Raw genomic sequence first — 25294 nt, 5'->3', positions numbered from 1 at the left:
AACTATATACACTCTCTACTCTTGCCACTATCGATGTTTCTTACACAAACATGACAGTTATGTAAGGCACACAAGTAAAGACATCATAATTTAACCTACTGAATGAAAGTACTTTGTTACTATAACATTGGGATATCATGCCATCCATTCATTCTCCTTACAGGAACATTACATTTTTGTAAGGTTAAAAATGCACCCGACAAAGTTGTGCATGAAATGTCGGATGGAGCTATTTCATTCCTGCTATTCTATTTACAAAGGAGGTCATGTAATGGATTCACTTAAAAATATGAATGCGGCAATGCAATATATTGAAGACAACCTTACAAATGAAATTGATTTTAAAAAAATCGCAAGAATAGCTTTCTGCTCCGAATATCATTTCAAAAGAATGTTTTCTTTTCTAGCTGGCATATCACTATCGGAATATATTCGCTGTCGACGTCTTACTCTTGCGGCCTTTGAACTAAAAGATAGCGATGTAAAAGTCATCGATGTCGCTATAAAATATGGATACAACTCACCAGATTCTTTTTCACGTGCATTTCAAAATTTGCACGGAATAACGCCTTCAGAAGCTCGAAGTACTAGCCGTTCTTTGAAAGCTTATTCACCAATGACCTTCCAGTTATCGATTAAAGGAGGAAATGAAATGAACTATCGAATTGAAGAAAAAGATCCATTTCGAATCATTGGTATACAAAAACGAGTACCGATTGTTTTTACTGGTGTAAATGAAGAAATTGCTTCCATGTGGAAAAGTTTAGACAGCCAATCAATCGAAACATTAAAATCCCTTTCAAATATTGAACCTACAGGAATTATTAGTGCTTCTACTAACTTTTCTGAAGGAAGAATGGAGGAAAAAGGAGAACTCGATCACTATATCGGAGTAGCTACAACGAAAGCTTGCCCAGAGCAATTCAAGCAACTTGAAGTTGCTGCTTCAACGTGGGCTATATTTGAAGCTGTCGGTCCATTTCCTGATGCTTTGCAAAACGTGTGGGGACGTATTTATTCCGAATGGTTCCCTTCTTCAAACTATGAACTAGCAGAAGGACCGGAAATATTATGGAATGAACAAAAAGATATCACATCATCAACTTTTAAAAGTGAGATTTGGATACCTGTTTTGAAAAAGTAATATAAGAGTCTACACTTTTTTCAAAATAAAGAAGCTGCTCTTCCTTTAAAGGAAGAGCAGCTTTTTATTTTACACTTCTTCTCGATTCTTTCTTATACAAGAATATAGTAATAATCGAAATCGCTACAACAACTAAAAAAGTAAATACCCTGTAGTTCCATATAGTATCCGTACCAATTAACAAGGCGGGTATAACAGCCATAATTAAGCCACCAAACATACCAACAAACGATCCTACACTTTGCTTTACTACTTGAGTTTCGGATACCCAATCATAATAACCAAATCGATTATTAATAAAAATTCCCCATACTGCCGAAAATAATGAATATGTTATCGGTGTTATTACGATTAAAAGAGAACTCCAAACATCTAGTTTTAACCCTATTATCAGTAATACGGCACTAATAAGTGATGCAGGTATACTTAATGAAAGATTCATAAGAATTTTACTGTCATAAATCATCTTTGGTGTAATAGGCAACGACTTAATAATCCATACATTTTTTCCTTCTAATGACAATGACACACATGTTGTACACGTCAACGAAATCATTGCTGCAATAGCAAATGGCGCAACCTTTTGCAAAACCGTCTCAATTCCAGGATACTCTATTAATTGACTTGGTCCTATCACAACTATAGCCAGTGAGAAAGCTATAGCCATCACAACTCCCATTCCACTATTTATTACATACACTGTAGAAGAAAAGAAACGCTTCAGTTCTTTTTTATACAATGCGACCAGTACACTTTCTTTTCTCATACTAGTAATCTCATAATTTGAAAGCATATGATAAGTGGTAATCCCTGTGTTTATTTGCTTATATTTTAACGAAAGTATTTTTACAAAAAGATAATACCAAATAACCGATATCCCAACAAACAGGATGAAAGCTGCAATATCAGCATTAACAATTGCTTTTTGAAACATGTTAGCCAATGGATAAACCTTAGTTAATTGCTCTGAAACCATTGCACCAATTCCGTTCATATCATTAAGGCTATGTTGAGAATTCCCATTTTTCATCATGAAGAAACTAAATGTAATAATTACTATAAAACTTAAAATTGTAGTTATTTTATTCGTATTTTTAAATCTAGAAGCGATTGCCGTAATCGCAGCTCCAAAGACTGCTGCGATTGTTGTTGGAATTAAAGATGCTATAAACATACTGATGAACCACATAAAATAAAAAGAAATTGATGGCTTCTCATTTATGCCATAAATAACTCCCATTGGTAGCATGATTATGATTGAAAAGAGTGTATTTAGCAAATATAAATACAAAAACCTACTTGTAATAACAGTACTTACACAAATCGGTAATGACATTAAAAAATCGTAATCCTTAAAAGCAAAAATCTCTCCATTTGCCTTAAATATAGTGAAAAACAATGTCAATACACTGCTAATAACTAGTGCATAAACTGGGATAATTTCACTTATTCCTAGTTTCACCAACCCATATGCTGAGGCACCACAATATAGCATTAAAATGATACCAACCAAAGCAATAGATGCTGACAGCAAAATCTTATTCTGCTTCTTTTTCTTATCTTTTTCGTATCTAAAAGTATTTAAACCAAGCTGCGTTATCAACCGGATTTTCAAAAGCCCTAGACTATTAGTATTCATTAGCAAGCTCCTTCATAAAGAGCTCTTCCAATGAGCCTTCCTTTATTAAAGAATTCGCTTCCCCTGAAAGTGCTAATTTCCCTCTATTAATCATCGCTATTTTATTACATAACTTCTCCGCCACATCTAAAACATGCGTAGAAAAGAAAATCGCACTTCCCTTTTCACAAAGCTCTTTCATAATCCCTTTCAATACTACAGCAGCCTTTGGATCAAGACCAACGAAAGGTTCATCTAAAACTAATAATTTGGGTTTATGCAAAACCGCTGATATAATCGCCACTTTTTGTTTCATGCCATGTGAATAAGAGGATATTAAATCTCCTAGATACGGTGTAATCTCAAAAGCATCTCCGTACTTTTGTATCTCCTTTTCCCGATCTTTTGCAGACACCTTAAAAACATCGGCGACAAAGTTCAAATATTGAATTCCTGTTAATTGCTCATATAAATCTGGATTATCAGGAATATACGCCATTACTCTCTTACATGCAATCGGATCCTTTTTTACTGAATGTCCATCAACAAAAATTTCACCTTCTTCAAAATCTATAACTCCTACTAACGACTTAATTGTTGTACTCTTCCCCGCACCGTTATGTCCAATAAACCCAAAGATATCTCCTGCTTGAACAGTAATATTTAACTGATCTACTGCCTTATTGCCACCTTTGTATGTCTTGCTAAAGTTTATAATTTCTAACATATGATTTCCCCCAATCACCTATTTGTTAACTGAATTTTCAGACCTTATAACGAAAAATTTACTCAGTGAGCTTTCGTTATCCCCACTGAGTATTAAAATCTCTTAACACATAGAAACTATAAATATAAAATTTGACTAATATAGCTCATAATTGCATTTCTTTTTTATACAAAACATAAGAATATAAATTCGTTATGATGACAGCAACTACTATAATCCCAAGCATCATATAGGATCTCCAATCAGCCGGTGCAAAAACACTTATAATCATAATAAGTCCTAAAGCCACAAATACTTTTCCGCTAAATCGGTGTGTTTTCCGCCATACTTCTTCATTACTTAACGTCCAAGGATTACGCATCCCAACGAAAAAGTTAGGCTTACACTGCGGTAAATAATTACCCATTACTAAAAATAAAACACCCACTAATAATTCTGGAACGCGATTAATAAATACGTTATATCCTAGTCCATTTGTAATAATATCTATATTCCCTACAAATAGTAGCAGGAGTATCCCGTTATTCATCATCATAAAAGCTTTAGAAAATTTCTCGTAATTTGCTTTCTTTGGATCAATCTTTGGTATCACATTTAGAAATATATATAACGCAATCATAATTCCAACCATAGAAATCATTCCGTAAAATTTAGAAGAATAGCCATCTACCTTACCGCCGCTCCAATGTGTTGCGATTGTATCTGGAAAATGTGGCCAAGCAAACGCCCACGCTACACAAGTTGTAACAATTAATATAATTGCAAAAAGATGTTTCTTCATCTTTCCTGCACTCCCCTGTTTTTAATTCACTCGTTCTATGCTAGTTCTTTTTTATAAATAACATATACTTTTATTGTTGATATGAAGGTATATATTAATATCACTCCAACCACCATAAATTTTATATTTTTCTATTAAGCCCCTATCTCTTTCTTATAAGCAACATAGGAATATCCCATCGTTAGTCCTACTGCCCCAATAATAATTCCAACTATTAAGAAAGATTTCCATGCCGCCGGTGCAAAAATACTTAAAATCATAATAACTCCTAATATAACAAACACCTTTCCGCTAAAACGGTGCGTCTTTCTCCACACTTCTTCGTTACTTAATGTCCACGGTGTTTTTATACCTACAAAGTAATTGGGTTTGCACTGTGGTAAATAGTTTCCCATGACTATAAATAAAAGACCAACAATAATATACGGTGTACTATTCATTGGAATTTCGTAACCTAATCCTACTCCAATTACAAGCATATTCACTAAAAATAATACTACTAGTACGCTATAATTCATTATCGTATAACTTTTAGAAAATTTATCGTAATTCTTTTTCTTAGGATCAATCTTTGGGGTAATTGTTAATAAAATATAAACAAAAATCATAATCCCAAGTGTCAACAACATTGCATTAAACTTGGAAGCAAAACCATTCGCACCTTCAGTCCCCCAATGAATTGTCATAGTATCCGGTAAATTCGGCCAGGCATATGCCCAAGCTAGACCCGTTATAAAAATTAATATAATTGCGATAAGATGCTTCCTCATTTCCCCTCTACCCCCTTATTCGTAAATGTAAACACCCAAGTTAATAAATCTTGAAATACAGTTGTGTTTAAAGAATACACAACGAATTGTCCTCTTTTTTCATCTTGAATAAGTTCAGCATTTTTAAGTGCATTTAAGTGGTGTGAAATACTTGGTTTTGTCATATTGAAATGTTCGGCAATTTCACCAGCGGTTAAATCACCTTCTTTTAATAAATCTAAAATTTTTCGCCTTGTTGGGTCTGCTAATGCTTTAAATGCTTGATTCAATGTCTTTCTTCCTTTCAATAATTAGACATTTAGATATTTATCTAAATGTTAAAATGATTTCAGTTAATTGTCAATTATATATAAGGCCCTTTTTACTTTTTCCACTTTTGACCTATACTGTTTACTAGCTTATATTTCAACATAATGAAAAGACTTGAAACACGTGATACACTATAGCTACAATTGTTTTTTTAGGAGGAATATACATATGTATAAAATTTTAATCGTTGAAGACGATCCAAATATTTCAACATTACTACAATCTCACATTCAAAAATATGGCTATGATGCTGTTGTTGCGGAGAACTTCGATGATATTATGGAATCGTTTAACGCAGTGAAGCCACATCTTGTTTTACTTGATGTAAATTTACCGAAATTCGATGGATTCTACTGGTGCCGTCAAATTCGTCATGAATCGACTTGTCCAATTATTTTCATTTCGGCACGTGCAGGTGAAATGGAACAAATAATGGCGATTGAAAGCGGTGCGGATGATTACATTACAAAACCGTTCCATTACGACGTTGTAATGGCGAAAATTAAAGGGCAATTACGTCGTATTTACGGTGATTATGCACCAAATATTTCTGAGCGTATCGTTGAAGTAGAAGGGCTAAAATTATTCCCTGAGCGTCCAGAAATTCATTTTGGGGCTGAACAAGTTCTTTTAACGAAGAAAGAGGCAATTTTAGCGGAAATGCTATTATCTAAATTCCCACGTACAGCAAGTCGCGAAGATTTACTAGCCGCTCTTTGGGATGATGAAAGCTTCGTTGAGGAAAATACATTAAACGTAAACATTACGCGTCTTCGTAAAAAGTTCAATGAGCTTGGTATTGAAAATGCTATCGAAACAGTACGTGGACTTGGGTATCGTTTTAACGCAACTTGGAGTGAATAAGCATGAAGCTATTTTTACGTGATCATTTTGCATTTTTTCTACTATATGTATTAAACTTCGGAATTATTTTCGTTCTCTATGATGCAGTAGATGGATTTCAAAATAATAAGTTTTACTTCATCGTTTTAAGCCTATACTTATTTATCTGTTTCCTCGCTTATCGTTACGTTCGTAACCGTAGAATGTATCACAGATTAAGTGAACCACCAGAAAAAATGGAAGATGCGTTTATTGAAAGAGCGACTGCTCCTATGCCCCACAGTGTAAACGAGCTCGTTCGTACGCAATATCGTCTATTCCAAAAAGACTTACAAGCATTCGAAGTAAAACAGCAAGAGCACCAATTATTTATTAACCATTGGGTACATCAAATGAAAACGCCTGTTTCTGTCATGCAACTTATGGTACTTGAAATGGAAGATGAACATTTAATCCCGAAATTTAAAAAAGAGTTAGAACGACTAAATCAAGGACTCGATATGGCTTTATACATGGCAAGGTTAAATAATTTCCATGAAGACTTCCATGTTGAGACGATTTCATTAAAAGATACTGTAACAAAAAATATTAACGGATTAAAAGAACTGTTCATTCGAAATGGAGTCTTCCCCGTTTTAGAAGTTCATTCAGATTTAAAGGTTGCTTCTGATGCGAAATGGCTAAAGTTCATCATTTATCAGTTAATGACAAATGCCGTTCGCTATTCTGGTGAACGCGGAAAGAAAGTTTTCTTATCAGCTTATCGAAATGGAAAAGATATTATTTTGGAAGTTCGTGACGAAGGCGTCGGTATTCCGCAAGAAGATGTTCGAAGAGTGTTTGAACCATTTTACACTGGAAAAAATGGTCGTACATTCGGAGAATCTACTGGTATGGGACTTTATATCGTAAGTAAAATTTGTGATTATTTAGGTCATTCCGTGAAACTAGACTCTGAAGTTGGTAAAGGAACGACGATTAAAATCATCTTCCACAACGCTGCAAATAATCCAGCAGAAACTACGGAGAAGGTGACCGAAGCATGATTATAACATATGCTAACAAAATGTATGAGAACTTACTCTCATACATTTTTTGTAATACGAATACAGCTATACTTTCGACTTGGAGGTATAGAATATGAATTTTCGGCAATTCGCATTTAAAAATGTAACACGTAATTCAAGAGCTTACTTCGCTTATTTCGTAAGCAGTTCATTTTCGATTGCTGTTTTCTTTTCGTTCGCTGTTTATTTGTTTCATCCGAAATTACAAAATTTCAATATGATCTCTGAAATTTCAGGATTAATGATTTTTTCAGAAGTTGTCATTGTTTTATTCTCGTTCTTCTTTCTACTCTATTCAATCGGGTCGTTTTTAAAAGTTCGTAAAAAACAATTTGGGGTTTTAACCGTTTTAGGTATATCAAAAAAGCAATTACATCGACTTGTTTTCACTGAAAATATGTTAATTGGTATTTTATCTATCTTTTTCGGTATGCAGTTTGGAGTTGTATTTTCACAATTTTTCTTATTAGTGACAGCGAAAATTACACACCTACCAGGGATATATTTATATTTGCCTCCGAATGCTTTCATTTTGACAACGATAGTGTTTCTTAGTCTCTTTATCGCTGTATCTGCATTCACACCAACGCTTATTCGAACAAAAAAAGCAGTGCACCTTTTAAAAACAAACAATGGGAAACAAAAAGAAAGAAAACCATCCATATTCGTCTCTCTATTTGGTGCGATTTGTTTATTAAGTGGTTATGCTTTAGCTGGGAATCCTAAATATTTCTTCTCAATAAGCCCGCAAGTAGGCGTTATATATATGGTTTCAAGTGTTTTTGTGATCCCAACACTTGTTACAATTGGGACATATTTTTTCTTTTCTCAAATTAGTTTCCTACTTATTTATATTTTAAAGAAAAGAAGAAAGTTTTATATGAAACGGATTAATATGCTTTGGATTTCCGATTTAGCAAGCCGTATTCGAACGAATATCAATATGCTTTTTATTGTAGCGATGCTATCTACAGTAGCCTTCACAATGATTACATTTCTATATGGATTTGGAAAGTTTACAAAGCTAGATGTTACGAGAAGTTCACCTTTTCCATTCTCTTATTTTTCATATGAAGCAAATCCTTTTACTAACGAGCATTTAACTTGGCTTGAACAGCAGTTACAAAAGGAAAATTTCTCTTATAAAAAAATAAAGGCTGATTTATATGAAACACCACTGAAAGAAGATGAAGGTATAACAGCTTATAATGACATCTATGCAATGAAACAAAGTGACTATAACAAACTTGCAGCTTCCCTGCGAATGAAACAACTATTCATGAGCGACAACGAAGCATATGTCATAACAGGTAACGCTTATTTCACCTTATTCAGCGAGTTTGAGCCAAGCTACAATAGAAAATCCATTACACTTTCTAGCACAAATACGACATTACAAGTAAAGGGTTATGAACAAGTAGGGGCCATTCCATCTGACTTTTCATATCAAACTTTAATTTTACCTGATGTCGTTGTAAACAACTTACCAAGTACAACAAAGCATGTAGCAGCGTACAATTATAAAGTTCAAAACTGGGAAAAGACATATAAAATTGCTGATGATTTTATGCAAAAAATACAAAAAGATCGACAGGAATTCCAATACGAAGGACCCCTTATACGCTCCTATGAATCAGCAGGCTCATTATATAGAATCACATCAGGAAGTGCCGCGTACTTCCTGATTGGGACATTCTTAGGCGTTATTTTCTTTATTGGAGCAGGCAGCGTCCTTTACTTCAGAATGTATACCGATTTAACGAATGAACAAGAAAAATATGTAGCAATTTCAAAAATCGGTGTAACGGATGCAGAAATGAAACGATCTGCAACAATTCAACTTAGTATTTTGTTTTTCGTTCCATACATTATGGCATCTATTCATACAATGTTTGCGACAAAAATGCTACAAGATGTAATTAATTTATCATTGTTCACTGAAGTTACAGCCGTTCTTATTATTTTCGGGACTGTAGAATTCATCTTTTTCCTATTAATTCGTTCGCTTTATATGCAAAAATTATCACAGTATATAAATGGATAAAATATTTAAAACAACTTTTCCGAAAAATTTATTACATGAAAAGGGTATCTATCATACCCTTTTCACGTTCACTCTACTAGGAGGTTAGGTGAATGACATTTTGGCAGTTTGCATTTAAAAACGTGACACGGAACGCCAGAGCTTATTTCGCCTATTTTATAAGCAGTGCGTTTTCCATCGCAATTTTTTTCTCATTTGCAGTTTATTTATTTCATCCTAAGCTGCATATGACAGAAGTTAATTCTGCTCTGAACATATTAATGACAATTTCAGAAGTTGTCATTATATTCTTTTCATTTTTCTTCTTACTATATTCGATCGGTACGTTTTTGAAAGTACGAAAAAAGCAATTTGGAATTTTAACAGTGCTTGGCATATCTCCAAAGCAGTTAAAAAGGCTCGTATTTATAGAAAATATGTTAATTGGTGCCCTTTCCATATTTTTCGGTATTCAATTGGGACTTGTCTTTTCACAGTTCTTCCTATTAATTACCGCCAAAATTACACATGTACCTGGTCTATATTTATATTGGCCTACAAGTGCTATTATTTTAACGACAATAATCTTTCTCGGACTCTTTATTCTCGTATCGTCCTTTACACCGATGCTGATCCGTACGAGAAAAGCTGTACGACTTTTAAAAGAAGGTAAACAACATAAAGAAAGAAAAGCATCCGTACTCATCTCTTTATTTGGTGCGATATGTTTAATATCTGGATATGTGTTAGCAGCAAACCCGCTATACTTTATGTCACTTGGAGATATAGTTGGGCTTTTATATGCCGCCACTAGTATATTTGTCATTCCATCACTTATTGCAGCTGGGACATATTTTTTCTTTTCACAAATTAGCTTCTTACTCATTCGTATATTAAAGACGCGAAGAAAGTTTTATATGAAACGTATTAATATGCTCTGGATTTCTGACTTAGCAACGCGAATTCGGACAAATATTAATATGCTCTTTATTGTAGCGATGCTATCGACGCTCGCTTTTACAATGATTACATTCTTATATGGGTTTGGGAAATTCACAAAGTTTGATGAAATAAGGCAAAACCCTTTCCCCTTTACTTATTTATCACATACTGAAAATACGTTAGCTGATGAACATTTAAATTGGTTAGAACAAAAATTCAATGAAGAGCAATTTACTTATAAGAAATTTAAAACGGATATATATGAAGTTTCTTCGGCCGAAGAAAGCCCGCAGCTCTATTATGCAATTAAACAAAGTGATTATAATATACTGGCTAATGCATTAAACTGGGAAAATCTCACCGTGAATAGTAATGAATCTTATATCCTTATTAAAGATTTAGATAATCAAGTCATTGGCACTATTCATGATCAAGAAAAGAGAAATACTCTTACACTTAATCAAAACTCTTTACATCTAAAAGTGAAAGAATATAAAAGTTATAACCCTTTCCCAAATAGCCTAATATCCCAATTAATCGTACTATCTGATGAAAATGTAGACGCCTTATCAACCGTTTCAAAACAGATGAGTGTATATAGCTTCAAAGTCACAGATTGGGAAAAGGCACATAATATTGGCTCAGCGTTTACAACAAAAATCGGTAATGACAATGCAGCAATTCAAGCAGAACATCCACCGTTCCATGCAAGTGAAGCGAGCGACTCTCTATACAAGACAAAACTAAATGCCGCTTCGTTCTTCTTAATTGGTACTTTCCTAGGTGTTATTTTCTTTATCGGAGCTGGCAGTGTTCTTTACTTCCGGATGTATACAGATTTAACAAATGAGCAAGAAAAGTATATAACTGTTACAAAAATTGGTTTAACAGCAACTGAGATGAAACAGTCCGCAACAATTCAACTTGCCATCTTATTCTTTGTTCCTTACATTATGGCATCCATCCATACGATGTTTGCGACAAAGATGTTGCAAGAAATATTAAATCTCTCATTATTCGCTGAGATTACAGTTGTACTTGTAATCTTTGGAACGGTTGAAATTCTCTTTTTCCTTTTAATTCGTTCCTTTTATATGCAAAAATTATCACAACATATTAAGTTTTAAGGAATAGAAAGGTGATCATTATGGAAGAAGTATTACACATTAAAAACGTCTCAAAAGTGTATGAGGGAAAAGTCCCTCATACTGCTTTGAAAAATATAAATTTACACGTAGATAAAGGTGAATTCGTTGCGATTATGGGGCCGTCTGGAAGTGGGAAATCTACATTTTTAAACGTGATTTCCACCATCGATTCACCTACTTCTGGAGAAGTCATTATTAATGGAAAACAACCACATACATTCCGTAGAGAAAAGTTAGCTATTTTTCGTCGTCAAGAATTAGGATTTGTTTTCCAAAACTTTAATCTACTAGATACACTAACAATCGGTGAAAATATCGTATTACCTTTAACGCTAGATAATGTTCCTTTGAAAGAAATGGACGAAAAACTCGATAACATTTCAAAAAAACTTGGAATTGATCACATTTTAAATAAACGTATTTTTGAAGTTTCTGGAGGACAAGCACAGCGTACTGCAGTAGCACGTGCCGTTATTCATCATCCGTCACTTCTACTTGCGGATGAACCGACAGGGAACTTAGATTCTAAAGCAGCTATTGATGTAATGGAGCTATTTACGAAGTTAAACAAAGAAGAAAATGCGACTATTTTAATGGTTACGCACGATCCGTTTGCAGCTAGTTATTGTAACCGTGTTATTTTCATTAAAGATGGTGGGCTTTACAATGAGCTACACCGCGGATTATACCGCGAGAAATTTTATCAAGAAATATTAGATGTTCTAGCACTATTAGGAGGAAGACGTGGATGACATTTTGGCAATTTGCATTTAAAAATGTCTCTCGTAATTCTAAAGCATATTTTGCCTATTTTGTAAGCAGTGCATTTTCTATTATGGTTTTCTTTTCATTTACTGTATATGCGTATCATCCACGCTTACAAAATGTACAAAACTTTCAAGAACGTGATGCTCTAATGAATTTAGCTAGTACAGCACAATTTGTTATCGTTATGTTTTCGTTCTTCTTTCTCTTATATTCAATCGGAACATTTTTAAACGTAAGGAAGCAACAATTCGGGATACTAACTATTCTTGGTATCTCACAGAGACAATTAAAAAGACTTTTGTTTACTGAAAATATGATAATTGGAATACTAGCTATTTTTGTTGGTATTCAAGGCGGACTTGTGTTCTCTAACTTTTTCTTACTAGTGACTTCTAAATTGACCGGTGCGAAAGGTCTCTATTTATATTGGCCTACGCAGGCAATTATCGTTACAACAGTAATTTTTATCATTTTATTTTTCATCGTTTCTACGTTTACACCGATGTTTATTCGTACTCGTAAAACAACTCGGCTAATTAAAGATAATACAAAAGTAAAAAAAGAAAAAAGACCGTCGATACTCATTTCGTTATTCGCGTTAACCTGTTTAGGACTATGCTATTATATCGCCGGTTATCCGCAAGGCTATGTAACAGAAGAAAATGTACAAAATGGCTCTGTATTCTTTATTATGTTATCTATTTTGCCACTCGTAGTAGTCGGGACGTATTTATTCTTTTCACAAACATTTCTTCTCTTTATCTTTATTTTAAAAAAGCGAAGAAAGTTTTATATGAAGCAAATAAATATGTTATGGATTTCAGATTTAGTTGCTCGTACTCGTAGCAATATTAATGTACTCTTTATCGTTTCTATGTTATCTGCACTTGCATTTACAATTATTATCGGGTTATTTGCTGCTAATAATAGTACGAAAGCATCGATACTAGAACGATATCCAATACCATTCACCTATACGTCAGAAGGTGATAATACATTTGAACAAAAACATATTACTACTATTGAAACTGAACTTACAAATGCTAATTTTCAATATAAAAAATATAAGTTTACCGTTTTAAAAGATACAGCTTTAAAAGAGTCAATTGCCATCATGAAAATGAGTGATTATAACGCATTAGCTAAACAACTAAATAGGCCAGAAATCACTCTCGATTCTACACAAGTTTATAGTATTTCTCGCTATTCGCCAGAATTATTAAATCTCGTGTCAAACCCATTTGCGAAGCAGGACACTATTACACTTGACTCTAATAAAAAGGAATTTCATATTAAAGGCTTTATTAATAAAGGAATCGAACCATCCTTTGCATTACCTCATTTAATCGTTATGCAAGATAGTGTGATTGAAAATATGATTCCTCATATTGAAACAATTACAGTTTATAACTACTTCGTGGAAAATTGGGAAAATGCAATTGTCCCAACAAAAAATATATTAAAAAGCTTAGATCATGATGCAAACAACTTGTTTGAAGCACATAAGGATGAAGAAGGTTTTATCAAACCGTTTTATATTCATACAGCTACGGATGAACTCGTTCACAGTAAAGAAAATGCAGTTGCGCAATTCTTTATTTGGACGTTTCTCGGTATTATTTTCTTTATCGGAGCAGCTAGTGTTTTATATTTCCGTATGTACAATGATTTAACGAGTGAAAAACAAAAATATATTACGATTACAAAGCTTGGATTGACAGAAACAGAAATGTTTCGCTCTGCAACGATTCAGTTAGGAATTTTATTTTTCGTACCTTATATCGTTGCTGGTATTCATACAATATTTGCAATCCAATTTTTACAAGCTATGTTTTCGTTCTCTTTACGAAAAGAGTTATTAATCGTACTCACTTTATTCGGGATTATCGAGATTATTTTCTTCTTCTTAATCCGTTCTCTTTACATTAATAAATTATCACAGCATGTTAAAATATGAATAAAATAGCCTTGTGCAGTATGCACAAGGCTATTTTCAATAGTTTTTAAATAATTAGCAGCAATATCCACCATAGCCGCCGCCATAGCCACCATAACCGCCACCATAGCCACCATAACCGCATCCGCCGAAGCAGCTAGCACCGATAATGATTAATAAAATAAACAATACGATTAGAAGCGCAAAGCCGCCTCCGTGGCCACGTCTGCGGTCGCAATCATCATGTCTGTGTTCACAATTTTCGCCCATTATTCTATTCCTCCTTTAGTATCATTCATAACAAGTTCTTCTTGTTCTAAATGAGGGGATTCCATTTATATTATGTTTTCAGGGCGAATCGGAAGCTTGTCTTTCCTAAAAACGGGCTTGTTTCGTGAAAAGGGCTACAAAAGAATAAGAAGATATCTTTAATTATGTACCTTCTTTCTTTTAGTAAATATGTTCAGTTAAAGTGACAATTAATAAGTATATATCCATATCCTATCCCCCTTGATACGGATTATTTTCATAAAAAAAGAGGGAGTATTCTCCTCCCTCTTCACTTCCTACAAATCATAATTAACTACATAGTACTGCATTGCCGTATTGTAGTAGCCCTCACTATATTCAATTACTTCGCCTACTTCAGATAGCTTTCTTCTCTATTCCTGAACCGTCATAATAACCCCATCCATATTGTTCCCCGAAATTTCATAATGCTTATTCACCGGAACATTCACGTTCATACGATCTGAAACTTTATAATAAGAAACCGTATATTTCTTACCTTCAACATCGGTTGAAATTTCTTTTTTCTCTTTTAGGAAGTCTAAATATTCTTCTAATGTAATTTTCCTTTTTTGCATAATGGCACTATGAGGTAAACCGACATAACGGATATGCCACGGCTCATATTGAATGCCAGTAATGTTACTTTTATTTTTCGGGTAACGTAAAACAAATCCATATTTCCATACGTTTTCTTCAATCCATTTTCCTTCAGGAGCTTTCTCCATTTTCTTTTGAGTAGACCCAACGTCCAGTGATAACCCTAAATTATGTTCACTATATCCTGCCGGAAGTGCATAATCAGATCCCATTTCTTTATATAATTTACTTTGTTCTTTAAAATCTCGATACCCACTACTCATTAAGAAATGCTGTACTCCATCTTTTCCAGCTGCATCGACAACGTTCAAAAACTTTTTCACAACATCCTTTGATAAGCGAAGATTTCTATCAAATAACACATAGCCTCTCACTAACTCACTATTGTGATTTACATTTATAATATCAGACCTAATGCTATCTTTTTTAACTGGGTAATCTTTATTAACTAATAATAGATCCCCTTTATAAATTTCTTCTTCTGTAATCTCTATCTTTTCAGTATTCGCAGCTTTTACCTTATTATCTTTTTCTGCAATTTTAACATCGATCTCCTTTTGAAATAATGGTGATATATAAAAGCCTACACAGACTGTACATAATATAAAAAGAGAAATAAATACCCACTTTTTCATCTCTAGTTCCTCCTTGACCTAACATACGTATAGGATAGAAAAAACTATTAAAATAAAAAGTGGGGTAAAGTTTAAATTTTTATTAAATTACCAAATTATCCTCTTTTGGTAATCTCACTTCAAATATTGTTCTAATTACATTACTTTCAGCAGAGATTGTCCCATTATGCTGCTCAACAATATTTTTTGCAATAAACAAACCAAGACCTGTGCCGCCCTGTTGCTCCGATCTAGCCTTATCCCCTGTATAAAACATATCAAAAAGATACGGCAAATCTTCTTCTGGAATACTATCTCCATAATTAATAATTTGTACAACTACCTCTTCACGATCAATATATCCGTTCACATCAACAAACTTTCCATCGTATCCATAGCGAATCGCATTTGTTAAAAGGTTTTCAAATACTCGGGCTAATAATTTCCCATCACCGTTAATAGGTAAATGGGGAGCAATATTCAATCTCGCTTCTAATTCCTTTTTTTCTAATAACGGATATAATTCTTCATCTAACTGTATGAGTAATTCACTTATATCAATTGGTCTTTTCTCAAGCTGCAACATGCCATAATTCATTCTCGTGATTTCAAATAATTCATCAATTAAGCTTTCCAGCCTTTCGGATTTCGTAAAAGCAATTGTGGAAAAATGTTTAATTTGTTCCTTCGTCAAATTCTCATCTTTAAGAATTAAATCTAAATAACCTAAAACAGATGTTAACGGTGTTCTTAAATCATGAGCTAAGTTAACAATTAGCTGGTCTTTACTACTTTCCGCAAAATCTCCTCGTTCAACCGCTTCTTTTAACTTTTCACTCGCTACATTAATTTCACGTGCGATATATCCAAACTCATCATTTGATGAAACCCCAACTTGATTTGTGAAATCACCGTTCGCAAGATGATGAATCCCATTAGAAATCTCATCAAAATATTTTAAATACGGTCTAGTAAGAAAGAAGAAAAACATAATGGACAGAGGAATAAATATAATTAAAAAGAAATTAATATCTCCAATTTGTCTTATAACTGAGCGAAATTGAGCTAAAGGATCCTCATAACGAACTACTAATTTATAATAGAGCCGTAATCCTTCATAAATTAAATACGTTACGCCAGCTGCTAATACCATACTTAACGCAAATAGCATAACCATCTTTGAGCGAAAGCTTCTCATCTTTTTAGCCATTGAAAGTATACCCTACTCCCCACACTGTTTTTATTAATTTATTCTTTCTTTTATCTTCTCCAAGTTTTTTCCGCAAAGTACGGATATGCACCATAACTGTATTTCCACCTTCGTAATAGCCTTCTGCCCATACTTGCTGAAAAATATTTTCCACACTGTACACTTTCTTCGGATGACTCGCTAATAAATATAAAATATCGAATTCTTTTGGCGTTAACTCAATTTGTTCTCCGTACACATTTACTGTCCTTTGATCAGGATCAATAGCAACTCCACCAACTTCTAAACCAGCTTTATTCTCGACTACTTTCGGTTGATTTAACGTAAGAAATCGGCGTAGTTGTGCATTCACACGCGCGACTAATTCAATCGGTGTAAAAGGTTTCGTCATATAATCATCTGCGCCTAGTACAAGACCTGTCACTTTATCAAAATCAGATGTTTTCGCACTTAAGAAAATGATCGGCATATGATGTTTCGCACGAATTTGACGCGTCACTTCATAACCGTCCATTTTCGGCATCATAATATCTAAAACCACTAAGTCGATTGGCTGAGTTTGAATAACATGCATCGCCTCTTCTCCATCAACTGCTTTAACGACGTGGTAACCTTCTTTTTCTAAATGTATCGCAATTAAATCAGCAATTTCCGCCTCATCATCAGCTATTAAAATTGAAATGCGCTTCATTTTTGTCCCCTACCTCATTCCGTTTTTATACGCTGATTGTAAACTAGTCTATCCAATTTGTACAATAAGAAAAGGCTACCCGTAGGAGTAACCTTTTCTTGATTCTGTTGAAGAAGTAACGCATCGCATATTAGTGAACGAAATTATATATCGGCGATTTTTTAAATATATCGACTTACCGACAATTAACGACAAAATTATCACGCTATTGGCGGGCAGCCCAATTGATGAAGGCTGATAATCAGTGGGGATGCCCCCACACTGATTATTACCTCTCAAACAGAATCCGTTGCTTCGTGATTTTTTCTAACCTCTCGCGGTCTACTTCATACTCACGTTCAATACTTTGCGGTACAATCACTTTCCCGCCCTCTAGCATCACTTCCGGTGAAATAATATCCTTCTCCCAATGTCTACTAGAAGCAGATATATCTCCTGGAATCGTAAAGTTCGGTAACGAAGCTAGGGCAACGTTTTGCGCTCGCGAAATCCCCATCTCTACCATACCGCCGCACCAAACTGGTATATTATGTTCCATGCAATAATTATGGATTTGAACTGATTCTGTTAATCCGCCCACTCGTCCCGGCTTAATATTGACGATACGACAACTGCCAAGTGTAATGGCAACGCGCGCATCCTCTAAACTATGGATGCTTTCATCTAAACAAATCGGTGTTTCAATTTTCTTTTGTAATTCAGCATGATCAAGAAAATCATAATCTGCTAGTGGTTGTTCAATCATCATAAGTTGGAATTCATCTAATCTTTTGAGCTTGTCAATATCCGCTAATGTGTACGCTGAGTTTGCATCAGCCATTAATGGAATGCTCGGAAACTCTTTGCGAATTTCTTTAAGCAATTCGTAATCATGTTCCGGCTTTATTTTCAATTTAAAGCGCTCATATCCTTCTTCCGCATACTTCTCGATTTGCTTTAACATAGTCGGAATCGTATTTATCCCAATAACAACACCGACTTCAATTTCAGACCTAGTTCCACCAAGTAATGTCGCTAAAGAACTCTTTTGACGTTTCGCATATAAGTCCCAAATGGCTCCTTCAATTCCCGCCTTTGCCATTCGGTTTCTCTTTATATGTTGGAACAGACCTGGCACTTCATTCGGATGAGAGATTTCAGCTTTCAATAAATCTGGTAATAGAAAGTCTTGAAGTACATGCAGCGCTGTCTTCACCGTTTCTTCCGTATACCACGGTTCAGAAAATGCGACGACTTCACCAAAACCAATGTATCCATCCGTGTCTTCTAATTCAATGACAATACTCTCACGCTTTTCGTAAGTTCCATAACTTGCGGCAAATGGAAAAACTAACGGCATTTCTGTTATATGAAGTGTTGCCTTTTTTATTTCCATTTACATCTCCTCCAGCAATTGTCTTAACTCTCGTCTTAACAATTTCTTCGAAGCATTTCTTGGTAATTCCTCTAGGAAATACACTTTCTTTGGTACTTTATATTTCGCTAATTTCCCCTCACAAAAATGGATAATCGCCTCTTCTGTTATATCGGCAGTTTTCACGATAAAAGCAGCTGGCACTTGCCCCCACTTTTCATCTTTCATACCAACAACACCCACCTCCGCTACCACCGGATGGGAAAGCAATACTTCTTCAATTTGAGCTGGATAAATATTTTCCCCACCAGAAATAATTAAATCACTGCGGCGATCTAATACATATAAAAAACCTTCTTCATCCAAATAACCGAGGTCACCAGTACGAAGCCAGCCATTTTGAATTGTCTCGCGCGTCGCATCTTCACGGTTAAAGTAGCCACCTGTTACGTTCGGCCCTTTTACCACAATTTCGCCTTCAGTATGAGGTGACACTACTACTCCGCCTTTCTCAATACGAAGCTGACACTGGAATAGAGGTTTTCCAGCTGATCCTACTTTCGTTAACATATAATCTGCTGATAACGTACAAATTTGCGAAGACGTTTCTGTCATACCGTACGTTTGATAAACTGGAATTCCCTTTTCCACACACGTTTCTAATAACGGTTTCGGCGCAGGTCCCCCGCCTAATAACATACATCGTAAAGAAGATGGATATGTTTCATCTCCAAGTCTATCTAATAAATCTGTTAGCATTTTAGAAACGACAGAAATAATCGTAACACCTCTCGTTTGAAGTGCTTCATGAATGAAGTTAGCATCATATTTCGGAACGAGTAAAATACGCATACCGTACATAATATTTTTCATTAAAAGAGATAACCCACCAACATGGAACATTGGCATACAAGCTAACCAACAATCATCTTCACGAAGTCCTAAATTAAGTGAAGAACCAACTGCACTTGCCCAATGATTACCGTACGTTAAAATAACGCCTTTCGGTTTTCCTGTCGTCCCTGACGTATAAATGATTGTCATCGCTTCTTTTAAAGAGAATTCTTCTTGTATAGATGCTTCCGCCTTTGGTCCATTCATCACTTCAGCAAATGAATATACCGGAACATTTTCCGTCTCAAACTCTTGATCCGTCACTAAACAAACAACTTCAGCATCATCCATTTGCCAAAGTAGCTCTTCTCTTGAAAGACGCGTATTTAAAAGCACAGCTACTGCACCTACATAAGATAAGGCGTGAATAACTGTAATCATCTCCATACCATTTTTCATCAGAACAGCCACCTTTTGCGCCCGCTTCACTCCTACATGTGAAAGGTGTTCACAAACAGATACTACTTTTTCATGTAACTGCACGAAGGTAACCTTCTCCTCTTCAATTTCAATTGCAGTGCGATCAGGTGTTAAAAATGCGCGTTGCATTAACCAATTCGGCATCGTCTCCATTATTCATTCTCCTTTCATGAAAGAAAGAGACTTGATATGAAATCAAGTCTCTTAGTTGTTTTGCTTCCGCTTTTGATCTTATCCAGCTACAGCAGCTAGAATGTTCGGTGGCTTCCGCTTTTGATCAAGGGAAACGAGGGAATTGACCGAAGTCCGGACTGCGTTTTTCTTTGAACGCGTCGCGACCTTCTTTTGCTTCGTCAGTTGTGTAGTACAATAACGTTGCGTCTCCAGCTAGTTGTTGAATACCAGCTAAACCGTCTGTGTCTGCGTTGAATGCAGCTTTTAAGAAACGAAGTGCCATTGGGCTATTTGCTAAAATTTCTTGTGCCCATTGTACTGTTTCTGCTTCAAGTTCTTCTAATGGTACAACTGTGTTTACTAAGCCCATATCAAGCGCTTCTTGTGCGTTGTATTGACGGCATAGGTACCAAATTTCACGAGCTTTCTTATGGCCTACCATACGAGCTAAATAACCAGCTCCGTATCCACCATCAAAGCTACCTACTTTAGGACCTGTTTGTCCGAATACAGCGTTGTCTGCAGCGATTGTTAAGTCACATACGATATGAAGTACGTGTCCACCACCGATTGCATAACCTGCTACCATTGCGATAACTGGTTTAGGGATTGCGCGAATTAGACGTTGTAAGTCTAATACATTTAAACGTGGGATTTGATCGTCACCTACATATCCACCATGACCGCGAACTTTTTGGTCGCCGCCAGAACAGAATGCACGTCCACCTTCACCTGTTAAAATGATAACGCCAACATTTGCATCATCACGAGCGTGTGCAAATGCATTGATTAACTCCATTACCGTTTTAGGACGGAATGCGTTATGTACTTCAGGGCGGTTAATCGAAATCTTTGCGATACCATTGTATGTTGAATAAATAATATCTTCGTAATTGCCTTCTTTTACCCATTCAATAGCCATTACTATTACCTCCTTTTATATTTCTGATCTCCTCTATAAGTTCAACTTCCTTCTCGATGAAAAAGTATCACTGCATAGTTTTAAGAAATCCCTTTACTATTGTATCAAACTTTTCCGGTTGTTCCACATGAATTGCATGGCCAGCACCATCAATTTTGACAAATTTCGCGTGTGAGATGCATTTTTCGATGTTTTTTAATAGGCGAAAGAACTTTTCATCGCTTTCTCCATTCAGTAAAAGGACAGGTATTTTTAGATTTTGTAGCTCGTTCCACCATGAAGGTTGAGCCCCTGTTCCCATGCCACGAAGACTATTTGCAAGTCCTTTTGGATTGTTAGCAAGTCGTTCTTTCCGCACATCTTCTTTTACGTTTTGGGATAAACGTTTTTGCGTTTCAAACAGCGGAATATTTTCCCACATCGATACAAAACTTTCGATGCCTTCTTGTTCGATTTTATCGGCAAGTCGTTCATCTCTTTCCCGGCGTTCTTTTCGCTCCTCTGCACTTTTGAGCCCAGCTGTACAGTTTTCTAAAAGAAGAGAACGCACATATTCTGGATATAAGCACGCCATCGTAATCGCAAGTCTACCGCCCATTGAATAGCCAAGTATATGTGCTTTTTCAATATGAAGATGCTCCAGTAGTTCTTTCATTTGCAGCGCCACATTTTGAATGTCATAATGCGTCACATCTTCAGGACTTTCCGTTTTTCCGTGTCCAACAAGATCTACTAGAATGACTTGGAACTGCTCGCTCCAAGAAGGAATAAAGGAACGCCACGTTTCCATACTTCCCGTAAAACCATGAAGAAGTAGAAGTGGTTCCCCGCTTCCTACTACCCCATATTCATACGTCACACCTTGCAACGTTACTTTCATTTTGATTCACCTTGCAGAGATGTAGTAATAACGTCCATTGTTTTTGCCCATAATTCACGATGTAATTTCAAGTTTTCTTCGCGATTCGTACAAATTTCTACAACGTGTAATCCTTTTGTTGTCGTTCCCTTTTGTACTTCTTCTCGGAAGTTTTCCCACCCGTTTACACGACAAAATGAACCATCATACATTTTGACAACATGTTCATAATTAAGCCCAATTGGTGTTCCAAATAATGATTCGAAATGTTCCTTTTTCTCGTATTGTGGTAAGAATGAGAAAATACCTCCACCATCATTATTTACAACAACAATCGTTATATTTAACTCATGTAATTTTGCGGCTAATAGTCCGTTTAAATCGTGATAAAATGATAAATCGCCGATTACTAATACGAGCGGATCACAAATAATGCTCGCTCCTAATGCTGTCGAAATGATTCCATCAATACCATTTACACCACGGTTCGCCATTACTTGAATGTTTTTATCCGATGTGAAGAAAAATGAATCTGTATCGCGAATTGGCATACTATTACTTGCAAATAACGTTGCCCCTTCTGGTAATACACGTACAATATCTGTAATTACTTTCCCTTCAAATGCAGTTTCATATGCTTCCATCTCGCGAAGCGTTTCCTTCGTTTTCTCGTTTATATGTTTCCACATTCCGAACCAATCATTCTTTTTCATAACTGGCATTTTCTCTATTAATGCTTTACAAAAATCGTTATCGCTTGCACATACTACTTCAGTCGCAACAAGAGCTGGATCTCTCCATTGCCCTGATTCATCTACAACGATATGAACCGCTGTCGTTTGTTTCTTTATGAACTGAGTTAACGCTTTAGAAACAGGCATACCGCCGAAGCGAATAATCACATCTGGCTTCCATGATTCTTTTAACAATTCATTTCGTAAAAATGTATCGTAACAATCAATAACCATCGTTTTATCATGATGCCCGCTACGAATATTAGAAAGTGGATCTGCTAAAATTGGATACCCTGTTTTCTCAGCAAGTTTCGTAACAACCGCTGTAATTTCTGGATGACTATCATCTCCACAAATAATAAGCCCCTTTTCCATATTTGAAAGGCGCCCTACAAGAGAATTCACATATTCACTCGGCATCGTCACATTCCCTTGCTGAACTACTCCTGTATATTCACCACGACCTTTATCCCATAAGTTTTCTAATGAGAAATCTGGGATTAGCGGCTCGCGAAGCGGAAAATTAAGATGAACAGGCCCTTGCGGTGCTAGGAGTGCGCTTGCTATAGCACGCTGGGTCGTCATACGAGCGTAATGATACATCGTTTCGCTCGCCTCCGGAAGTGCCATCTCCATAAATTGCTTCACAAAAGTACCGTATAAATTAAATTGATTCATCGCCTGTGGTGCACCCACATCTCTTAATTCATGTGGTCTATCCGCTGTTAATACGATAAGCGGCACTCGTGAATGAAAAGCTTCACATATAGCTGGATAATAGTTCGCTGCTGCCGTTCCTGACGTACATAATAGTGCAACAGGACGTTTTTTTGCTTTCGCAATACCGAGCGCAAAAAATCCTGCTGATCTTTCGTCTACATGTAAATATGTTTTCATTCCTTCATGTTGTTCCATTAGTAAGGCAATCGGCGTTGACCGTGAGCCTGGACTAATGACAACATCACATACATTTAGACGCGTCAGTTCATCCACGAACGCGCCTAAATAATATGATAATGCTTCTATATGATTATTCATTTCATTAATTCCTCCAAAGCACCAAGCATCGGTCTAAACTTCAAACTTGTTTCTTCATATTCAAGCTGCGCTACTGAATCAATTACAATACCACAGCCGGCAAATAAGGATGCTTTCTCGCCATTTAATAATCCACAACGCAACGCAACCGCAAATTCACCATTTCCTTCATCATCTATCCAGCCAATTGGTGCACCATACAATCCTCTATCTAAAAGCTCTACATCACGGATTAACTCCAACGCCTCATGACGAGGTGTACCACCAAGAGCTGGCGTTGGGTGCAATTCTTCTACCATCGTTAAAAGACTTGAGTCACCTTTTGCTTCCACAGGTGTATATAAATGGATTAAGTTTTTCGTCGTCAATAAGCCTGGGCTCTCCGGAATATTAACAGATTCGCAATGCTCGCTTAGTACACCCCGAATCATGTTAACTACATAGCCGTGTTCAGCCAAATTCTTTTCATCATGAAGAAGCGTCTCACCATTGTGTTTACTTTCTTCTATAGAACTACCATGACCAATTGAACCAGCAAGGCACATTGATGTAAACTTATCGCCTTCTTTTCGAATCAATCGCTCAGGTGTGGCCCCTAAGAAGCATGCTCCTTTATAATCAAAAGAAAATACGTAACAATCCGGTTGCCCAATGCGAAGCGCTTCTAAAACAAGAGAGGAATCAATATGCTGATCCATCGTTAATTTTAGCTCCCTTGCTAATACAACCTTCTGCACGTTCCCTTGCTTCATCTCATCTTGCACTTTTCCAATCGCATTCATCCAGCCCTTCGGATCAACTTCTACTTTAGAAGTAACTGTTAGTTGTTCTCCTTCTAGTGCACATTTACTCTCTTGTAAAATTCTCTCTTCTAAAGAAATAATTTCGTTATAAAGAGTTTCTGCGCAATCTTCAGCTGAAACAAACTTATTAATCGTTAACCACGCTTTTTCATTTTTTACAGTTAATAAAAATGCTGGTAGTAAAAATGTTGTATCTTTAAATTCCTTCCAAAGGTCCGTTTTCTCTTTTTCTTGGTCAAATGAAAATCCGCCAAATAAAAGAGGTCCTGTTCCAAATTCGTATCCTTCTCTTTGAACAATCGCTTTTTCCTGCAATTGATGCCACTCATCACGAGCACTTTGAAAGCGTTTGTGGGAAGAATTTGCTATAGTGAAAACAGAGCCAATTCCAGCAAATATTACACGCTGAGCTGGGTCTGCAAAATAACATCTATTTTCGAATGCAATCCTTTTTCCTGCTGCATAAAACAGAAGTGGATCCACCCAATCTATTTGTTTTACAAAACTAACCAATGTTTTTTCATCAGTCGCACGCTTAATAGCTGTAACAAGAACTTCTTGTAAGCCTTTTTGTTTCGTTTGAATCACAATTGTCTCCCCCCTATGGGCGAAAAATA

General features: G+C 35.7%; 22 protein-coding genes and 1 pseudogene. 7 read left to right on the top strand and 16 right to left on the bottom strand.

Annotated elements, in window-relative coordinates; all coding sequences use genetic code 11:
* Nucleotides 1-271: 271 nt before the first annotated feature.
* Nucleotides 272-1144 carry an AraC family transcriptional regulator gene (locus tag U860_RS0112950; protein WP_025148847.1) on the top strand — a complete coding sequence of 291 codons (873 nt, stop codon included), beginning with the start codon at nucleotides 272-274 and terminating at the stop codon, nucleotides 1142-1144.
* 64 nt (nucleotides 1145-1208) lie between these two features.
* Here the strand turns inward: U860_RS0112950 and U860_RS0112945 are convergent, their stop codons facing one another.
* The 5 genes from U860_RS0112945 to U860_RS0112925 form a co-directional block, all read right to left on the bottom strand.
* Nucleotides 1209-2783 carry a permease gene (locus tag U860_RS0112945; protein WP_025148846.1) on the bottom strand — a complete coding sequence of 525 codons (1575 nt, stop codon included), beginning with the start codon at nucleotides 2781-2783 and terminating at the stop codon, nucleotides 1209-1211.
* Complete coding sequence (locus U860_RS0112940) at nucleotides 2773-3489, bottom strand: ABC transporter ATP-binding protein (RefSeq protein WP_025148845.1); 717 nt, start codon at nucleotides 3487-3489, stop codon at nucleotides 2773-2775. Before U860_RS0112940 ends, U860_RS0112945 begins: the two co-directional genes overlap by 11 nt.
* A gap of 145 nt (nucleotides 3490-3634) precedes the next feature.
* Nucleotides 3635-4270 (bottom strand): SdpI family protein, encoded by a 636-nt coding sequence (locus tag U860_RS0112935; RefSeq protein WP_025148844.1) that lies wholly within the window; start codon nucleotides 4268-4270, stop codon nucleotides 3635-3637.
* A gap of 134 nt (nucleotides 4271-4404) precedes the next feature.
* Nucleotides 4405-5040: an SdpI family protein gene (locus U860_RS0112930; protein ID WP_025148843.1), complete on the bottom strand. Its 636-nt coding sequence runs from the start codon at nucleotides 5038-5040 to the stop codon at nucleotides 4405-4407.
* Nucleotides 5037-5309 (bottom strand): autorepressor SdpR family transcription factor, encoded by a 273-nt coding sequence (locus tag U860_RS0112925; protein WP_025148842.1) that lies wholly within the window; start codon nucleotides 5307-5309, stop codon nucleotides 5037-5039. Before U860_RS0112925 ends, U860_RS0112930 begins: the two co-directional genes overlap by 4 nt.
* 208 nt (nucleotides 5310-5517) lie before the next feature.
* Here U860_RS0112925 and U860_RS0112920 point away from each other — a divergent pair, with 208 nt between their 5' ends.
* From U860_RS0112920 to U860_RS0112895, 6 genes are all read left to right on the top strand, one after another.
* Nucleotides 5518-6213 (top strand): response regulator transcription factor, encoded by a 696-nt coding sequence (locus U860_RS0112920; RefSeq protein ID WP_002089212.1) that lies wholly within the window; start codon nucleotides 5518-5520, stop codon nucleotides 6211-6213.
* Nucleotides 6214-6215: 2 nt separating this feature from the next.
* Nucleotides 6216-7238 (top strand): sensor histidine kinase, encoded by a 1023-nt coding sequence (locus U860_RS0112915; RefSeq protein ID WP_025148841.1) that lies wholly within the window; start codon nucleotides 6216-6218, stop codon nucleotides 7236-7238.
* Between the two features lie 94 nt (nucleotides 7239-7332).
* A complete protein-coding gene (locus U860_RS0112910; RefSeq protein WP_025148840.1) occupies nucleotides 7333-9303 on the top strand; it encodes an ABC transporter permease in 1971 nt (656 codons plus the stop codon).
* 92 nt (nucleotides 9304-9395) lie between these two features.
* Nucleotides 9396-11351, top strand: a complete 1956-nt coding sequence (locus tag U860_RS0112905; protein WP_025148839.1) for an ABC transporter permease — start codon at nucleotides 9396-9398, stop codon at nucleotides 11349-11351.
* A 20-nt stretch (nucleotides 11352-11371) separates the two neighbouring features.
* A complete protein-coding gene (locus U860_RS0112900) occupies nucleotides 11372-12124 on the top strand; it encodes an ABC transporter ATP-binding protein (RefSeq protein WP_025148838.1) in 753 nt (250 codons plus the stop codon).
* Nucleotides 12121-14097: an ABC transporter permease gene (locus tag U860_RS0112895; RefSeq protein WP_025148837.1), complete on the top strand. Its 1977-nt coding sequence runs from the start codon at nucleotides 12121-12123 to the stop codon at nucleotides 14095-14097. The genes U860_RS0112900 and U860_RS0112895 overlap by 4 nt, the downstream gene beginning before the upstream one ends.
* A gap of 54 nt (nucleotides 14098-14151) precedes the next feature.
* On the opposite strand, the gene U860_RS0112890 is transcribed toward U860_RS0112895, so the two are convergent.
* The 11 genes and pseudogenes from U860_RS0112890 to U860_RS0112845 all read right to left on the bottom strand — a co-directional run bounded on the left by U860_RS0112890 (nucleotide 14152) and on the right by U860_RS0112845 (nucleotide 25265).
* Nucleotides 14152-14346: a YjcZ family sporulation protein gene (locus tag U860_RS0112890; protein ID WP_025148836.1), complete on the bottom strand. Its 195-nt coding sequence runs from the start codon at nucleotides 14344-14346 to the stop codon at nucleotides 14152-14154.
* A 296-nt stretch (nucleotides 14347-14642) separates the two neighbouring features.
* A pseudogene (locus tag U860_RS35080) lies at nucleotides 14643-14723 on the bottom strand (GntR family transcriptional regulator); the annotation flags it as partial.
* 15 nt (nucleotides 14724-14738) lie between these two features.
* Nucleotides 14739-15599: a M15 family metallopeptidase gene (locus tag U860_RS0112885; protein WP_025148835.1), complete on the bottom strand. Its 861-nt coding sequence runs from the start codon at nucleotides 15597-15599 to the stop codon at nucleotides 14739-14741.
* An 82-nt stretch (nucleotides 15600-15681) separates the two neighbouring features.
* Nucleotides 15682-16788 (bottom strand): HAMP domain-containing sensor histidine kinase, encoded by a 1107-nt coding sequence (locus tag U860_RS0112880; protein ID WP_025148834.1) that lies wholly within the window; start codon nucleotides 16786-16788, stop codon nucleotides 15682-15684.
* The gene (locus U860_RS0112875) at nucleotides 16781-17479 is read right to left on the bottom strand and encodes a response regulator transcription factor (RefSeq protein ID WP_025148833.1); all 699 of its coding nucleotides are present in this window, start codon (nucleotides 17477-17479) and stop codon (nucleotides 16781-16783) included. Before U860_RS0112875 ends, U860_RS0112880 begins: the two co-directional genes overlap by 8 nt.
* Nucleotides 17480-17747: 268 nt before the next feature.
* On the bottom strand, nucleotides 17748-18854 hold the full coding sequence (gene menC / locus U860_RS0112870) for an o-succinylbenzoate synthase (protein WP_025148832.1): 1107 nt from the start codon (nucleotides 18852-18854) through the stop codon (nucleotides 17748-17750).
* The gene (locus U860_RS0112865; RefSeq protein WP_025148831.1) at nucleotides 18855-20300 is read right to left on the bottom strand and encodes an o-succinylbenzoate--CoA ligase; all 1446 of its coding nucleotides are present in this window, start codon (nucleotides 20298-20300) and stop codon (nucleotides 18855-18857) included. It abuts the gene before it with no gap.
* A 124-nt stretch (nucleotides 20301-20424) separates the two neighbouring features.
* Nucleotides 20425-21243, bottom strand: coding sequence for a 1,4-dihydroxy-2-naphthoyl-CoA synthase (gene menB / locus U860_RS0112860; RefSeq protein ID WP_016079909.1), 819 nt, complete (start codon nucleotides 21241-21243; stop codon nucleotides 20425-20427).
* Nucleotides 21244-21310: 67 nt separating this feature from the next.
* Nucleotides 21311-22123: a 2-succinyl-6-hydroxy-2,4-cyclohexadiene-1-carboxylate synthase gene (menH, locus tag U860_RS0112855; RefSeq protein ID WP_025148830.1), complete on the bottom strand. Its 813-nt coding sequence runs from the start codon at nucleotides 22121-22123 to the stop codon at nucleotides 21311-21313.
* Nucleotides 22120-23874: a 2-succinyl-5-enolpyruvyl-6-hydroxy-3-cyclohexene-1-carboxylic-acid synthase gene (gene menD, locus U860_RS0112850; protein ID WP_025148829.1), complete on the bottom strand. Its 1755-nt coding sequence runs from the start codon at nucleotides 23872-23874 to the stop codon at nucleotides 22120-22122. Before menD ends, menH begins: the two co-directional genes overlap by 4 nt.
* Nucleotides 23871-25265: an isochorismate synthase gene (locus U860_RS0112845; RefSeq protein ID WP_025148828.1), complete on the bottom strand. Its 1395-nt coding sequence runs from the start codon at nucleotides 25263-25265 to the stop codon at nucleotides 23871-23873. The genes menD and U860_RS0112845 overlap by 4 nt, the downstream gene beginning before the upstream one ends.
* Nucleotides 25266-25294: the final 29 nt, after the last annotated feature.

The sequence above is a fragment of the Bacillus sp. H1a genome (genome assembly GCF_000633475.1).
Taxonomy (GTDB): Bacteria; Bacillota; Bacilli; order Bacillales; family Bacillaceae_G; genus Bacillus_A; species Bacillus_A paramycoides.
This window is presented reverse-complemented; position numbering and strand designations above follow the sequence as displayed.

Bases quoted from the DNA above. Each gene is read 5' to 3' on its own strand.
- U860_RS0112950 (WP_025148847.1), top strand. From the start codon at position 272: ATGGATTCACTTAAAAATATGAATGCGGCAATGCAATATATTGAAGAC.
- U860_RS0112945 (WP_025148846.1), bottom strand. From the start codon at position 2,783: ATGAATACTAATAGTCTAGGGCTTTTGAAAATCCGGTTGATAACGCAG.
- U860_RS0112940 (WP_025148845.1), bottom strand. From the start codon at position 3,489: ATGTTAGAAATTATAAACTTTAGCAAGACATACAAAGGTGGCAATAAG.
- U860_RS0112935 (WP_025148844.1), bottom strand. From the start codon at position 4,270: ATGAAGAAACATCTTTTTGCAATTATATTAATTGTTACAACTTGTGTA.
- U860_RS0112930 (WP_025148843.1), bottom strand. From the start codon at position 5,040: ATGAGGAAGCATCTTATCGCAATTATATTAATTTTTATAACGGGTCTA.
- U860_RS0112920 (WP_002089212.1), top strand. From the start codon at position 5,518: ATGTATAAAATTTTAATCGTTGAAGACGATCCAAATATTTCAACATTA.
- U860_RS0112915 (WP_025148841.1), top strand. From the start codon at position 6,216: ATGAAGCTATTTTTACGTGATCATTTTGCATTTTTTCTACTATATGTA.
- U860_RS0112910 (WP_025148840.1), top strand. From the start codon at position 7,333: ATGAATTTTCGGCAATTCGCATTTAAAAATGTAACACGTAATTCAAGA.
- U860_RS0112905 (WP_025148839.1), top strand. From the start codon at position 9,396: ATGACATTTTGGCAGTTTGCATTTAAAAACGTGACACGGAACGCCAGA.
- U860_RS0112900 (WP_025148838.1), top strand. From the start codon at position 11,372: ATGGAAGAAGTATTACACATTAAAAACGTCTCAAAAGTGTATGAGGGA.
- U860_RS0112895 (WP_025148837.1), top strand. From the start codon at position 12,121: ATGACATTTTGGCAATTTGCATTTAAAAATGTCTCTCGTAATTCTAAA.
- U860_RS0112890 (WP_025148836.1), bottom strand. From the start codon at position 14,346: ATGGGCGAAAATTGTGAACACAGACATGATGATTGCGACCGCAGACGT.
- U860_RS0112885 (WP_025148835.1), bottom strand. From the start codon at position 15,599: ATGAAAAAGTGGGTATTTATTTCTCTTTTTATATTATGTACAGTCTGT.
- U860_RS0112880 (WP_025148834.1), bottom strand. From the start codon at position 16,788: ATGGCTAAAAAGATGAGAAGCTTTCGCTCAAAGATGGTTATGCTATTT.
- U860_RS0112875 (WP_025148833.1), bottom strand. From the start codon at position 17,479: ATGAAGCGCATTTCAATTTTAATAGCTGATGATGAGGCGGAAATTGCT.
- menC (WP_025148832.1), bottom strand. From the start codon at position 18,854: ATGGAAATAAAAAAGGCAACACTTCATATAACAGAAATGCCGTTAGTT.
- U860_RS0112865 (WP_025148831.1), bottom strand. From the start codon at position 20,300: ATGGAGACGATGCCGAATTGGTTAATGCAACGCGCATTTTTAACACCT.
- menB (WP_016079909.1), bottom strand. From the start codon at position 21,243: ATGGCTATTGAATGGGTAAAAGAAGGCAATTACGAAGATATTATTTAT.
- menH (WP_025148830.1), bottom strand. From the start codon at position 22,123: ATGAAAGTAACGTTGCAAGGTGTGACGTATGAATATGGGGTAGTAGGA.
- menD (WP_025148829.1), bottom strand. From the start codon at position 23,874: ATGAATAATCATATAGAAGCATTATCATATTATTTAGGCGCGTTCGTG.